The sequence below is a fragment of the Corallococcus llansteffanensis genome, assembly GCF_003612055.1.
In the GTDB taxonomy this organism is placed as follows: Bacteria; Myxococcota; Myxococcia; order Myxococcales; family Myxococcaceae; genus Corallococcus; species Corallococcus llansteffanensis.
In genome coordinates, this window is record NZ_RAWB01000258.1 from 1 (window position 1) to 13,750 (window position 13,750).

Here is a 13,750-nt window from a genome sequence, read left to right on the forward strand (position 1 = left end):
CCCCCAGGCCCGCCGCGACGCGGTGCTCGCGGAGCTCCGGGCTTCGGGTGACAGCGGGGAGCCATGGACGCGGGAGGCCCGCGCCGCGCTGGACACCTGGCACGGGCGCCTCCCTCCGGACGCGCGGCCCGTCCAGACGGAGCCACCCCACTGCTACGCCGCCGGCTGCGTCTCGCACGTCACCTTCCCTGACGAGGCGTCCTTCCGCGCGGCCTGGGAGCGCGCCTCCAGCCTCGCCCCCAGCGCCCACGGCGCCCACCTCCAGCTTCCGCCCGAGCGCCTGCACTCGGGACAGGTGCGGGTCCCCTGGCTCGTCCTTCGCCCGGACCGCTCCTAGCCCCCGATCTCACCCCGCAGCACCCATCCCAAGGAGCCCCCATTTCGAAGCACCTGTCCCCCCACGCCCTCCTCGTCGCCGGAGCGGCCTTCCTGCTCGCCGGTTGTGGCGCCACCGAGGAGACGGCCCCGGAGACGGCGGCCCCCGTCACCCAGCAGTCGGAGCTGATCGCCGCCTGCGTGGACACCGAGGAGCTGGCGGAAGCCGCCGAGCACTCCTGCACCCACGCCGAATACGGTCCCTTCGAGTCCGTCACCGCGGCGCCCCTGGGCGGTCCGTCCTTCGTGGACGTGAGCGTCGAGCACACCGCATACAACGTCACCCTCCCGGCCATCACCTACCAGCGGTGGACGCTCGGCTACGCGGGCTCCGTCATCTTCACGCCCGAGGAGTCCACCGAGTACGCCTTCCTCACCTCCGGCTACCGCGCCGTGCGTGTCGTCAACGCGGCCACCAACGAGGAGGTCGGCCTGGAGTGCCACTACAGCGTTCCGCAGGAGGTCTGCGGAAGCCTGCGCTCCGCCGTCACCGCGGACCTCGAGGGAGGCATCGACTACCGCGTGGACTTCGCCGCCGTCGTCCCCCAGGCCGCCTCCTTCCTCCTCGTCATCGAGGAGACCGGGCACGCCCACTCCGAGGAGTAACCCCTCCAGGAGCGCTTGAAGCCAGGCCCGGGAACGCCTTCGCGTCTCCGGGCCTTCCCGACATCCAGATTCCCATGTACCTCGATTGCATCTACAACTTCACCCCGACCCGGAAGTCCGCCCATGCGCCTCCCGTCCCGAGCCTTCCTCCTGGCCGGCTGCATCGCGGCACTGACCGCCTGTGGCGGCAGCGACTCCCAACAACCCGACGGCGGCACGCCGCAAGAGCAGACCGACCCCTGCGCGCCCCACGGCCACATCCACCGGGAGCAGGAAGGTGACTGGTGCCACTGCGACCGGGGCTACCTGGCCAGTGAGCAGGACCTGTCTTGCGCGCCGGATCCCACCTACGTGCCGCGCGAGGACTTCGACTTCGGGGACGACGGCGAGCACGCCTGCTGGCACGTCGCGAATGGCCCCTTCGCCACCGTCACCGCGTCCCCGGACCGGCGGCCACGCGTGGACGACTTCCACACCCACTACACCGTCAAGCTGCGCCAGGAGAGCGGCCTGTCCGTGGGCACGTTCAACTTCAAGGCGTGGGCCACCGGCGACTTCGTCCTCTACCTGAGCACGCCCGACGTCGCCGTCACCGTGAAGGAGGGCGAGCGCGTCGTGGAGCCCGTCGGCACCCAGCCCACCGGTCCCTTCTGCGACGGCCTGAAGCAGATGGTCGGCTACGAGCTGACCGACAAGGTCCAGTACACCGTCTCCTTTGGCCCCACCCAGCCCACGGAGCTCGGGCTCGTCATCGAACACCTCCCGTGAATCCGGGACACTATTGCAACCAAGTTACTATTAATGCATGACAGGGCCACCGGGCGCACCGGCGGCACGGGCCGCCTGGCACCCCGCGCCCGGCATCCCGAAAGGAACAACCCCATGATGAAGATGAAGCGCATCGCGCTGGGCGCGCTGCTGTCGCTCGGCCTGATGGCCTGCGGCCCGATGGAAGAGCCCACGCCGGAGCCCCTGTTCGAGGAGCAGGACACGCAGGCGCTGGAGGCCAGCTGCACGTCGCTGGGCACGGGCATCACCACGCACGCGTGCGTCCACTCCGGCAACCCCACGGACCACCTGGCCCGCACGGCGAGCGCCACGCGCACCACCAGCGCGCCCGCCATCAGCACGAAGCACAAGGCCTACGACCTCGCCCTGCCCTCCGGCGCGGAGGGCTCGGTGACGTACGTGCCGGCCACCACCGGCTCCTATGCGTTCTACCGGACGCAGAACGTGCCGTTCACCGTCATCAACGGGAGCACCAGCGCCACGGTGGCCGTCGCGCTGTCGCACACGGTGTCCTCCTCCGGCTGTTCGCTCGTGTACGTGTCCGTCCATGACCTGACGGCCGGCACGACGTACATCGTCGCGACGGGCCCCGCGTCCGGCAACGCCCTCACCGTGGTGCCGGAGTTCCTCGACGACTCGCGCACGCGCTACTACCAGGACGCGGACGGCGACGGGTACGGCAACAGCGCCACGTCCGTCTACACCGCGTGCACGCCGCCCTCCGGCTACACGACGCAGCGCTTCGACTGCAACGACACGCCGGTCTCCGGCGTCGGCATCAACCCGGGCGCCACGGAGGTCTGTGGCAACGGCATCGACGACAACTGCGACGGGTCGCAGTGCTAGCGGACCGCATCGACCTCCCCTGACGCGGGCCTGAACCCAGGTCCGCACCCACGCTGGAGCACCTCCCTCGGATGGGTGCTCCGGCGTGGGCCTCTTCGCGTGCCCTCCGCCCGGCGCGTGTCTGCCCTGAAGGACCCCTCCCGATGCGCCTCTCCTCCGCCGCCTTCCTCTTCGCCGCTTGCGCCACCCTCACGTTGACCGGCTGTGATGACGAGCCCGCCATCGTCACGCCAGATGCCGGCACCCAGACGGACGCGGGCTCCGATGCCGGCACCGACGCCGGAGCCGATGCGGGCACCGACCCGGTCTCCACCGTCACCGTCACCACGTCCCAGCCCACCGAGGGCGCCACGGACGTCTACCCGCTGGAGCTGTACTCGGACACGTCCGGGGAGAAGCCGCTCATCGCCTTCCGCAAGGTGCTCACGCTCACCTTCAGCGAGCCCATGGATCCTTCCGCCGCCCGGGTGACGCTGCGCGATCGCACGGACCCCACCGTGCCGGCCCGCGTGCTCACCGGCGCCTGGTCCGCGGACGCACGCACGCTCACCGTCACCGTGCCTCGCACCGAGGAGAGCACCCGACCGCTGGAGGTCTCCACGCGCTACACCGTGGAGCTGGACGCGCTGCGGGACGGGGCCGGACTCGCCCTGGACCCCGGCACCATGGGCCTGGGAGACGGCGCGCTCGACTTCACCACCGGCGAGCGAGACCCGGTCCTGGAGCACGCCTGCACGCACACGCTCGCCAACACGCCGGAGGCCGTCACCGCGGGCCGCACGCCCTTCGACTTCCCACCGGACACGCACACCGGCCACACCCGCTACGCCGTCACCCTGCGCGCGGGTGAGACGGGCTTCGGCGGCTACACGGGCTTCATCTCCGACCCTGTGAACGCCGAGCGCGTCACGCTCTACCTCGACCAGGAAGTGGCCACGAAGGTGACCAACGACACGGCGGGCGGGACGGACGTGGCGTCGGTGCTCGCACCTGCGCGGTTCATCTGCGCCGGCATCACGCACACGGTGACATTCACCTCCGAACCGGGAGATCAGATCCACCTGCTCCAGTTCGGTCCCACCGCGGCGGAGACGTTCCAGTTCGTGCTGGAGCGCGAGTAACGGCCACACGTCTGGGGGGCAGGCCCAGCGTCCACCAGGACATGCTTGCCCTCCCCGCCGGTCCGATGCCGCGACAGGGTGCCCTCGTTACGGTGGTGTCTCGCCCGGAGGCCCACCGCATGCGTCCCCCCGTTGCCCGCAAGCCCCTCCCGCCGCACGAGGAGGTGCAGACGCTGCCCCACTACCTCGTGGGCGAAGCGTTGGATGGAGTCCTCTACATCTCCTCTCCGCCGACCGCGCGCAGCAAGGGGCTGACCTCGCTGCTCGGCCGCGCACCGGCGGGCTGGTGGTGGACCGCCGCACCCCGGCTGCTGATGGGCCAGGACGTGCTGGTGCCGGATCTCGCGGGCTGGGTGGGCGGACGCCCCGCGACGATGGGCCCTGGTGCCTTCATCGACCACAGGCCGGACTGGATCTGCGAGGTGCTGTCCCCCGCCAGCGCGAAGCTGGACCTGGCCACCAAGCTGCCGCGCTACGCGCGCGCGGGCATCCAGCACGCCTGGGTCATCAACCCCGTGAACCACGTGCTGGAGGTGTTCCGCCTGGACCACGAGCGCTGGGTGCTGAAGCACGCCTTCGTCGGCGAGGAGCGCGTGCGCGCCGAACCCTTCGAGGGCGTGGAGCTGGCGCTGTCGCCGTTCTGGCCGCCGTGCTGAGGAGCCCCGTCCCCGTCACGCTTCCGGAGGTTCCCACGCGCCCGTGAAGGCGTCGAAGCGCCGCACGTTGACGCTCAGCGCGCGGTGCACCTGGGTCTCCGGTCCCACCTCCACGGGAGTGCCACCCGCGGGTAGCGGAAGCCGCTCGAACCGGGTGCCCGTGAACCAGCGGTGCGGCTGCAGCTCCAGGACGAAGAAGCCCTCGTCGTCCAGGTCCGCCAGGATGGGCACGAAGTCCACGCGCTGCAGCTCCACGGGCGGCGGGAAGTCCAATGCCAGTCGGAAGGGCACACGCACCTCCGCGCGCGTCGCGGTCCCCGCCAGGACCAGGGAGTGGCCCTCCATCACGTCGCCCTCCACCCCCAACGCGCGGGAGGGCGGCTGGAGCAGCAGCGACAGCGAGCGCGCCACCCCGGCGATGCCCGGGGAGCGTCCCAGCACGTGCGCCTGCCCCCCGCCCGCGAGCAGTTCGAACACCACCTCCCGGTCCCACTCTCCCAGCACGCGGCCACCGGAGAAGAAGTCCCCTTCGTGCGCGTGCGCACCAGGCAGCAGCACCTCGCCCAGGCGGCGCAGCAGGGCCTGGGGCTGGAGCGGCGACGCCTTCTCGAACAGGTAGAGGGGGCCCAGCACCATGCGCGCGGTGGTGAGCTCCACGCGCCAGCCGGTGTCGGTGGTGAAGACGCCGACGGTGTCCTCCCCGGGCGCGAGCGCCGTGCGCAGGCCCATGCGGAAGGTGATGCTCCGGCCTCCGGTGCCGGACAGCCCACAGGCGTTGACGCCCCCCGCGAGCGCACCGCCCAGCAGCAGCGTGAAGGCACGACGGGTGTGGCGCACGGGGGAGGTCATGGCTTGTCCTCCTGGAGGTCCAGGTACACGGTGAGGGTGCCGCGCACGGTGCGCGGGGCACCGGCGGAGAAGTGGCGTGTGGCGAGCAGGGACGCGGGCGCGTCGGGGCCGCGGAAGTTGGACACGTAGTTGAACTCGGACTCCCGCCAGCGCGCGTCCAGCAGGTTCTCCACCGACAGGCCCAGCTCCACGGCGCGCCAGCGCGCGCGGGCCGCCACGTCGAAGAGGAAGATGGGCGCGCTGTAGCGGTCCAACGGCAGGGGCCGGGGCCCGATGGCGCTGTGTCCCAGCGCCACGCTCCACCCCACGTCCTGCCGGAGCACGGTGGCGGTGCCGCGCCACGCCGCGTCCACCCGGCCCAGCACCTGCGGGATGTACGGCAGCACCGTGCCGTCCCACAGCCGCCACGACGACGCACCGGGCAGGGGCTGCGTGGCCCGCGCCCACGCGAGGCTCGCCTGCACGTCCAGGCGCTCCTCCCACTGCCAGCGCACGCTGCCGAAAGCGCCCAGCCGCTGCGACGGGCCGATGGGCTGGTTGCGCCCCGTCGTCTCGCTGAACACCAGGTCCTGCGACACGCGCGTGGCGAACACCGCGCCCCGGGCCTCCACGGTGGAGCCGTGCGCCTCATCCCCCCAGCGCCAGCCCAGCCCCGTCTCCCCGGAGGTCACCCGCGCATAGGGTGCGAACTCCGCGTCGGACAGGCCCGCCGCGTCGCTGGAGCGCGCCCCCAGGCCCGCGCTGGTGAGCCACGTGAGGCGGGGCGACAGGCGCACCTCGGCGGTGGCGCGAGGGCTGGCAAAGAAGCCGTAGGCCTCCACCGACTCCTCGGGGATGCGCGAGCCCTGCCGGTCCGAGTCCGGACGGTTCAGGTCCTCCACGGCGAACAGGAAGGTGTCCACGCGCACGCCGCCCCGGAGCGTGAGCCACGAGAGCGGACTGCCGCGCAGCGACAGGTAGGCGCCCAGGTTCGTGGTGCGCACCTGGTTGTCGAAGACGGTGGCGTAGGGCGCGCCGCCCTTGTCGCGCAGGCGCCGCGCGCGGGTGTGCACGGTGTCGTAGCGGGCCACGTAGCCCAGCTCCACTGGCTGCGGCTGCCCCGCCCAGACGAGCCCCGGCGTATAGCGTCCGCGCAGGCCCACGGTGGTGCCCTGGTAGGACTGTTCGGTGTTGTCGCCGCGCTGGGCCTCGCCAATGGGGGGCGTGTCCTGGAGGAAGCCGGTGAAGTTCTCGCGGCTGCGCATCTGCCGGGACACCGCGAAGGCCTGCTGCACGAAGCGTCCCCCGCGCTCCAGCCGTGACACCCACTCCACGGAGGCGATGTGTCGCTGGTTGGCGCCGCCCTGGTTCGGGTCGTAGAGGCAGAAGAACTGCGAGCCCGCGTCCGGAGCGCACGGCATCCGCGCATCCACGACGTCCGTCTCCCGCACGACGCCCGCGGTGGAGTAGCGCGCGCCGTAGCTCGCGCCGAACAGGCGCAGCCGTGTCTCCGGCCCCAGGCGCAGCTCCGTCTGGGCCATGACGCCCGCGTTCGCATACGCACGGTTGGGCCCGAAGCCGTGGCCCTGGCGCAGCAGCACGCCCACGAAGGTGGCGTCGGTGGACTCGGGAGGTCCCCACACCAGCGACAGCCGGCGCGACGCGAAGCTGCCGTAGCTGGCGGAGGCGGTGATGCCCCGGCGCTCCAACCCGAGCTGGTACTCCACCGTGCCCGCCACGCCGAAGTCGCCCTGGGACGGATCATAGGGCCCCTCCGTCACGCGCAGCGACTTCACCAGCTCCGGGATGATGAAGTACGTGTCCGCGTAGCCGTGGCCGTGGGCATGGGACACCTCGTTGAGGGGCACGCCGTCCAGGCGCAGCTCCACGTCCTTGCCCTCGCCCGCGTCGAAGCCGCGCAGATACACCGTCTCCGCGTGGCCCTCTCCACCGTGGTTCGCGAGCATCACACCCGGCGCCAGCAGCAGCAGGTCCGTGGCGGAGTTGCGCGGCACGTCCGCGAGCTGCCCCACCGTGATGTGGAAGTCCCCCACCGCCACCGGAGGCGGCGCGACCGAGCGCCCCCGCACCGTGGTGGAGAACCCCGGCGCCTTCGCGTCCGCAGGCGCTGGGGCCTCCGGGGCCTCTGGGGCCTCCGGCGCGGTCGCCACCGGAGCCGGCTCCGGGAGCGCGGGCGGCTCGAACATCACCGGCACGTCCACCTGGACCTCCAGCGGAGCGTCCCCCTGGCGCGCGGGCTCGAAGCGCCAGTGCGTGGCCGCCGCCATCGCGGCCCGGTCGAACGCCTCCCCGCCCGACTCGCGCACCTCCACCCGGGACACCTCGCCCCCGGTGTCGAGCGTCAGCCGCAGCACCACCCGCACGGCCTGCGTCAACGCGGGCACATCCGCCGGCATCACGGGCGGCGGCGCCTCCACGAGCACGGGGGGAATCACGGGCGCTTCGGGCGACGCGCTCAGCAGCCAGAGCACCAGCGTCGGGATGAACACGGGCAACGACCTCGCTCCACGCAAGCCCACCCGACACAGGCGGCGCTCCAGTCAGCGGCCGTGGATACGCGAAACGACCTTGACTTGCAACTTGGTTACAAATACCAACCTGATGCATGAGTATTCGATGGAAGCTGCTGCTGGCGGCGTGGAGCCTGGGGGCCTCCGGGTGCGGCGAGGCCGTGGCCCGGGGCGACGTGCGGGTGACGCTGAGCGGAGGGGACGGCACGCAGCGCGGCTACGCCGACCACCTCTTCCAGGACCAGTGGTCCGTGCAGTTCAGCAAGTACCTGGTGTCCCTGGGGGACTTCACCCTCACGTCCGCGTCCGGCGACGTGCGCGCGACGCAGGAGCACGTGCTGGTGGACGTGCAGAAGGGGGACGCGCCGCTCACCGCGCTGACGGGGCTGGAGGCAGGACGCTGGGGCGTGGCCTTCCGGGTGGGCCCGCCGGAAGCGCGCACCGTGGCGGGCGCTTCGGTGTCCGCCGACGACCTGGCGATGATGCGCGAGCGCGGCTTCAGCTACTTCGTGGAGGGCCGCGCGCAGCACCGCGACCCCACCCGGGGCCTCTACACCTTCCGCATGGGCTTCCCCGTCCACACGCGGATGGTGGACTGCATCAACGGCGTGGACGGCACCCAGGGGCTCGTCGTGCCGGAGGGCTCCGTGGCGGAGGCGGAGGTCACCATCCACGCCGAGCACATGTTCTACGACCGGCTGGGCACCCACCGCGGCGTGCAGCTGCGCTTCGAGGCCATCGCCGCCACGGCGGATGAGCACCACGCCATCACGCCGGAGGGGCTGGCGTCCCAGGACCTGCTGGACCTGCACGGGCTGGACGGAGGCACCCTCACGGATGCCCAGGGCCAGCCGGTCGTCTACCAACCCGGCGCCTACGACCTGCGCACGCTCCAGGCCTTCGTCACCCAGAGCATCGTGGATCAGGCGCACCTGAACGGCGGCGGCGTCTGCACCGTCGCCGCGCCGTAGGGCCTTCCAGGCAGGCAAGGCCCCGGCGGTACGTCAGGCCTTGGGCGCTTCCTTGGAGGCGCGCTGCGCTTCGACCTCGCGCTTCACGTCCTCCATGTTCAGCGCGCGGACCTGCCGGAGCAGATCCTCCAGCGCGGCCTTGGGCAGCGCGCCCGGCTGGTCGAACAGGAGGATGCCGTCGCGGAAGACCATCAGCGTGGGCATGGCCCGGACCTCGAAGGCGCTGGACAGCTCCGGCTGCGCGTCGACGTCGATCTTCCCGAACACGATGTCCTTGTGCGTCTCCGAAGAGCTTTCGTACACGGGCGCGAACGCCCGGCACGGGCCGCACCAGGTGGCCCACCAGTCCAGCACGACGATGCCGCCATTGCTCACCGTCTCCTTGAAGTTGTCCTTCGTGATTTCGAGCGTCGCCATGACAGCCTCTCTTTTCCAGGTCGTGACTGCCGGGTGCTAACGAACGTCCAACAGCTCCACCTCGAACAGCAGCGTGGAGTTGGGGGGGATGACGGGAGGAAAGCCGCCCGCGCCATAGCCCAGCTCCGGCGGAATGGTGAGCTTGCGCACGCCGCCCACCTTCATCCCGGCGACCCCCTGGTCCCAGCCCTGGATGACCCGTCCCGCGCCCAGCGGGAACGTGAAGCCCTGTCCCCGGTCGCGGCTGCTGTCGAACTTGGCGCCCGTGGTCAGCGTGCCCACGTAGTGCACCGTCACGGTCTTGCCCTTCGTGGCCTCGGCCCCGGTTCCCACCTTCACGTCTTCGGTCTTCAAGCTCATGCGCGTGACTCCTTGGCGGGAATCCGCCCTGGAAAAATCCGCACTTTAACGCCGGGCGCTGCCTCCCGCCGCCCTGAATGCCCGCCCGGTCACCGGAAAAAAGAGAGTGGCGGCGAGGCCCCGGTCGAATCCGGATACCCCGCCGCCAACTCCTGCCATGGATGTCGTCATTCAGACTTCAGGTCAGAACGTGCCACCCACGTTGAGGGTGGTCGCGTAGCTGCCACCGCCCGACGGGTCGCTGCCACCCGCTTCGATGTTCGGAGCGAACTGCTTGTCGAACAGGAAGTTGTAGTAGCCGCGCAGGTCCGCCGTGAAGCTGCCGAAGTGGCCGCGCACGCCCACGCCCGCGGGCAGGTTGCCCACCGTGTCGTCGCTGAAGCCCCGCGACTCACCCCACCGGAAGTGGTAGTTGCTGATGCCGATGCCGCCCAGCAGGTACGGCTGCACCGCCGACGGAGACACCGCGAGCGTCAGGGCCGCCTGACCACCGTTGCGGACCAGGTCCGGACCGTCGAAGCCGCTCTCGTCACCCGGGCCCTTCACGTTGTTCAACGCGCCGGTGTACCCGACCTCGATGCCCAGCACCGACGTGGGCTTGAGCGACGCGGTCACGGCCGCCGTGGGGCCGGGAGCAATCTGGGGAGCCAGGGCGCCGGTGTAGCCTTCCACACCACCGCCCACCATCAGCGTCAGACCCTTCTTGTCGTTCTTGTCCTTCTTCTCCACCTCCAGCGGCTGGACCTCCTCACTGGAGCTGAAGTCCGTGGCCGCCGGCGGCGCGGCTACGCCGCTGCCACCCGTGGCATCCGACGACTCGGGCGGAGGCGGCGGAGGTGCCGGAGGCTCCACCGGCGCGGGCGGAGGCATCGCGGGCTGGCTCGACTGCGGCGCGATGTCGCCACCACTGCCACCCGTTCCCGACTGCTCCACCGGCTCGCAGCGCAGCGGCGTGTTCAGGTAGATGGCGCCGCTGCCTCCCTGGGCAGCGCTGGGGCTGCTCACGCCCTGCTGACTGCTCCCCAGGTCCTGGGCTTCGCCACTGCCTCCCGTGCCCTGGAGCGAATCGTCCGCGGGCGCCTCCTCGATGGTGAGATCATCCTCCTCCTGGACCGTCCCTGGAGACACCTGCGCCGTCATCTCCTGTTGGCCCTTGTCCTTGTGGACAGCGGCCTGCCCCGGGGGGCAATCCTTCTCCGCCGCAACCGCGCCCGTCCCGTACATGAGCGCCGCGATGGCGCCCGCCAGAATCTTCGCTTTCATCCAACCCTCCATCGTCGACTGACTGACATGAAGGTTGTCTTGAGCGGGACTTCCGGCAAGGCATTGACAGGACACCACAGACAGCTGACCTGCCCGGCCGCCCTCCAGGGGAGGAGGCGTGGTTTCAGAGCCACTTCACGGGAGCGGGGGGCTCGTACGCCCCCCTGCCCACCGTCAATCCCAGACATTCATCAGGCGTCGCGCAGCCACCCGGAGCCGGTGACGACAGGCAATTGCAGCGCGCGTTCACGGTCCAGGTCCAGGTTGCCGATGTGCAGCGACAGCGGCGCCTGCACCCACTTGTAGATGGACTGGTGGAACAGCTTCACGAAGCGGTCCACGTAGCTCCCCAGGTGCGCCGCCTCCACCTCCGGGAACATCGCGGTGAGCGCGGTGCGCATCTCCGACGGCGTGAGCTTCTCGCCCGCGTGCAGGTAGAAGCACGCGTCCAGGATGGGGAAGGGCATCAGCTCCTCCTCGCCCACCTGGTCGTGCGCGAGCTCCGGGCCCGCGGGCTTGGCCAGCACCTTGCGGATGCCCTCGTAGCCGGTGGTCTCCTGCAGGTAGTCCAGCAGGTACATCACCACCGTCTTGGGCACGTTCGCGATGACCGCGAGCGCGCCCATCAGGTCACCGCCAATGGTGGTGTAGCCCACGGACTTCTCGCTCATGTTGCCCGTCTGCAGGAACAGCCCTCCGCAGGAGTTGCTCCAGTTCCACATGCGCTGGGCGCGGATGCGCGCCTGGATGTTCTGCTCGGTGATGGGCGTGAGCTTCGCGCTCCCCAGCATCTGCTGGGCGGCGGCCTTCTCCCGCTCGAAGGCCTCCTCGATGGACACCACCTGGAAGGGCACCCCCAGCTCGCGCGCGATGGTCTCCGCCGCGTCGCGCGTCTGCTGACTGGAGTAGGGGCTGGGCATGTAGAACGCCTGGATGAGCGAGCCCGGGTTCTCCGGCCGCGCGCGCTTCGCGTACCGGTGCGCGATGAGCAGCGTGAGCAGCGAGTCCCGGCCGCCCGACAGCGCGATGCCGAACAGCTTGAAGGCGCGCGTCTTCTCGAAGTAGTCGCCCACGCCCAGCGACAGCGCGTCGAGGATGTCCTCGCACAGGGCCACGCGCGCGGTGCGGCGGGTGTCCGGCGCGGGCAGGAAGAAGCTGCGGTGCGCGGGCACCGGGTAGGAGAGCTTCTCCCGCTGGGTCTTCACCGCGGCCGTGCAGTCCACGGTGGGCACCTTCTGCCCGCCGGACGACACCCAGGACTCGCGGTCCACGCGCCAGGTGGTGTTCTCCGTGCGCAGGCGCAGCGTGCGGTCCAGGTCCACCACCGCGGTGGAGTAGCCCTGCTGGAAGCGCGGCGTCTCCAGCACGTGGCGGCCGTTCTGGTTGATGAAGCCGCCGCCGTCGAAGATGAGCCCGTCGTTGCTGCCCACCGCGTTGGAGTAGGCGATGGTGACCTGGTGGTCGGAGGCCCGCGTGGCGATGAGCTCCCGGCGCGTGTCCCAGAATCCCAGCCGGAACGGCGACGCGGACAGGTTCACCACCAGCTCGCCGCCCGAGTACGCGCGCCGGCGCATGGGGCCGTCCGCGCTCCAGATGTCCTCGCACACCTCCGGCGCCACCACGCCGAAGTCGAACTGGAAGAGGTAGTCCCCCAGCGGCACGCCCCGGTGCGTCTCCGCCATGCCCGGCTGGCCGTGGCCGAACGTGCGGCCCTCGTAGAAGACGTTGTAGGTGGGCAGCTTCTCCTTGGGGACGAGCCCCAGCACCCGGCCCCCCGCCACCACCGCCGCGCAGTTGAGGCGCACGCCCTGCTGGGCGATGCCCACGCCCACGATGGAGACCAGGGGCAGCGCCGCCGTCTCCTTCGCGAAGCGCTCCAGCTCCGGCCACTGGTGGTCGATGAAGCCCTGCCACTGCACCAGGTCCTCGGCGGGATAGCCCGCGATGACCTGTTCGGGGAACACGCCCAGCGTGACGTCCTCGGCCGCCATCTTCCGCGCCAGGTCCAGCACGCGGTCGGTGTTCTGCCGGAAGGCGCCCACGGTGGTGTTGACGCTGGCGATGCCAATCTTCACGAGCCGCATGGTGCGTCGCTCTCCCTGGAAGGGGGGGCGCCCAGCAATGCGCGGGAGGGGTGGCCAGGGCAAGCAGCGCGTGAAGCCCGCGCGCCTGCGCCGTTCAGTTCCCCCGAGCTCGCGAGCTCCCGGGTTCCGGAAACGCCCCCCTAGTTCAGCGGACCGCTGGGGCGCACCGGCTGCAACTGGCTCAGCAGGTCGCCCAGGTCCTCCAGCACCATCTCCAGCCGGCGCCGGACGTCCAGCTCCACCAGCAGCTCCTGGCGCCGCCCGGGCTCCGGCACCACCGCGGAGGCGACCACGTCCGCCAGCATGCCCCCACCCGCGCGCGCGGCCACCGGCAGCAGGTTCTCCGCGAACGAGGGGGGCACCCGGCCCGCCAGCTCGAAGACGGCCTGGCGCAGCTGCTCCTCCTCCGGGCCCGTGTAGGACACGTCCGGCAGCACCTGGGCGCGCACCTGGCGGTAGAGCTTGTCCGGGGCCAGCTCCTCCACCAGCCTCACCCGGCTGACGCCCTGCAGGAGGATGTTGTAGCGCCCGTCCTCCACCTGCTCGTCCCAGACGATGACGCCCGCGCACAGCATGGGCTGAAGGGTGGGACGGCCCTCGTACTTCCCCTCCCACCCGGGCTCCAGCTGGCCCAGGGCCAGGACGCGGTCGGTGGCGAGCGCGTCCCGGACGAGGTCCCGGTAGCGGGGCTCGAAGATGTGCAGGGGAATGACGGTGTGGGGAAACAGGACCGCCGACGGCAGGGGAAACACCTTCAGCGCGCTGGCGGCGCCTTCCACGCGTTCTTGAGCGGTCATGGGTCCGGGCATCCTTCCTGGTGTTCTAAGCCCGCGGGGCACGGGTCGCATTCCAATCAGGCAGGCACCCGGCCCCGGACGCCCGGTGGCAAGGGCCCCCGGTTCC

At 71.1% G+C, this 13,750-nt stretch carries 13 protein-coding genes and 1 pseudogene; 7 read left to right on the plus strand and 7 right to left on the minus strand.

Annotated elements, in window-relative coordinates; genetic code table 11:
* The 6 genes and pseudogenes from D7V93_RS45120 to D7V93_RS23185 all read left to right on the plus strand — a co-directional run.
* Nucleotides 1-337, plus strand: a pseudogene (locus tag D7V93_RS45120) (hypothetical protein); the annotation flags it as partial.
* 179 nt (nucleotides 338-516) lie between these two features.
* Nucleotides 517-981, plus strand: a complete 465-nt coding sequence (locus D7V93_RS23165; RefSeq protein WP_244237457.1) for a hypothetical protein — start codon at nucleotides 517-519, stop codon at nucleotides 979-981.
* 123 nt (nucleotides 982-1,104) lie between these two features.
* On the plus strand, nucleotides 1,105-1,749 hold the full coding sequence (locus tag D7V93_RS23170) for a hypothetical protein (RefSeq protein WP_120645486.1): 645 nt from the start codon (nucleotides 1,105-1,107) through the stop codon (nucleotides 1,747-1,749).
* Nucleotides 1,750-1,863: 114 nt separating this feature from the next.
* Nucleotides 1,864-2,616 carry a putative metal-binding motif-containing protein gene (locus D7V93_RS23175; RefSeq protein WP_120645487.1) on the plus strand — a complete coding sequence of 251 codons (753 nt, stop codon included), beginning with the start codon at nucleotides 1,864-1,866 and terminating at the stop codon, nucleotides 2,614-2,616.
* Nucleotides 2,617-2,759: 143 nt separating this feature from the next.
* Entirely contained in the window at nucleotides 2,760-3,737 is a 978-nt protein-coding gene (locus D7V93_RS23180) for an Ig-like domain-containing domain (protein ID WP_120645488.1), read from the plus strand.
* A gap of 119 nt (nucleotides 3,738-3,856) precedes the next feature.
* Complete coding sequence (locus tag D7V93_RS23185; RefSeq protein ID WP_158623829.1) at nucleotides 3,857-4,393, plus strand: Uma2 family endonuclease; 537 nt, start codon at nucleotides 3,857-3,859, stop codon at nucleotides 4,391-4,393.
* A gap of 15 nt (nucleotides 4,394-4,408) precedes the next feature.
* On the opposite strand, the gene D7V93_RS23190 is transcribed toward D7V93_RS23185, so the two are convergent.
* The gene (locus D7V93_RS23190) at nucleotides 4,409-5,242 is read right to left on the minus strand and encodes a hypothetical protein (RefSeq protein WP_120645490.1); all 834 of its coding nucleotides are present in this window, start codon (nucleotides 5,240-5,242) and stop codon (nucleotides 4,409-4,411) included.
* On the minus strand, nucleotides 5,239-7,731 hold the full coding sequence (locus tag D7V93_RS23195) for a TonB family protein (RefSeq protein WP_120645495.1): 2,493 nt from the start codon (nucleotides 7,729-7,731) through the stop codon (nucleotides 5,239-5,241). The genes D7V93_RS23190 and D7V93_RS23195 overlap by 4 nt, the downstream gene beginning before the upstream one ends.
* A gap of 116 nt (nucleotides 7,732-7,847) precedes the next feature.
* On the opposite strand from D7V93_RS23195, the gene D7V93_RS23200 reads away from it, so the two are divergent.
* A complete protein-coding gene (locus tag D7V93_RS23200; protein ID WP_120645491.1) occupies nucleotides 7,848-8,723 on the plus strand; it encodes a hypothetical protein in 876 nt (291 codons plus the stop codon).
* A gap of 33 nt (nucleotides 8,724-8,756) precedes the next feature.
* Here D7V93_RS23200 and trxA read toward each other — a convergent pair whose 3' ends face one another.
* The 5 genes from trxA to D7V93_RS23225 form a co-directional block, all read right to left on the minus strand.
* On the minus strand, nucleotides 8,757-9,140 hold the full coding sequence (trxA, locus tag D7V93_RS23205; RefSeq protein ID WP_120645492.1) for a thioredoxin: 384 nt from the start codon (nucleotides 9,138-9,140) through the stop codon (nucleotides 8,757-8,759).
* A gap of 36 nt (nucleotides 9,141-9,176) precedes the next feature.
* On the minus strand, nucleotides 9,177-9,500 hold the full coding sequence (locus D7V93_RS23210; protein WP_120613881.1) for an FKBP-type peptidyl-prolyl cis-trans isomerase: 324 nt from the start codon (nucleotides 9,498-9,500) through the stop codon (nucleotides 9,177-9,179).
* A 183-nt stretch (nucleotides 9,501-9,683) separates the two neighbouring features.
* Entirely contained in the window at nucleotides 9,684-10,763 is a 1,080-nt protein-coding gene (locus D7V93_RS23215; protein ID WP_208723118.1) for a hypothetical protein, read from the minus strand.
* 191 nt (nucleotides 10,764-10,954) lie between these two features.
* Nucleotides 10,955-12,847: an NAD(+) synthase gene (gene nadE / locus D7V93_RS23220; protein WP_120645493.1), complete on the minus strand. Its 1,893-nt coding sequence runs from the start codon at nucleotides 12,845-12,847 to the stop codon at nucleotides 10,955-10,957.
* 140 nt (nucleotides 12,848-12,987) lie between these two features.
* Nucleotides 12,988-13,644, minus strand: coding sequence for an LON peptidase substrate-binding domain-containing protein (locus D7V93_RS23225; protein WP_208723119.1), 657 nt, complete (start codon nucleotides 13,642-13,644; stop codon nucleotides 12,988-12,990).
* Nucleotides 13,645-13,750: the final 106 nt, after the last annotated feature.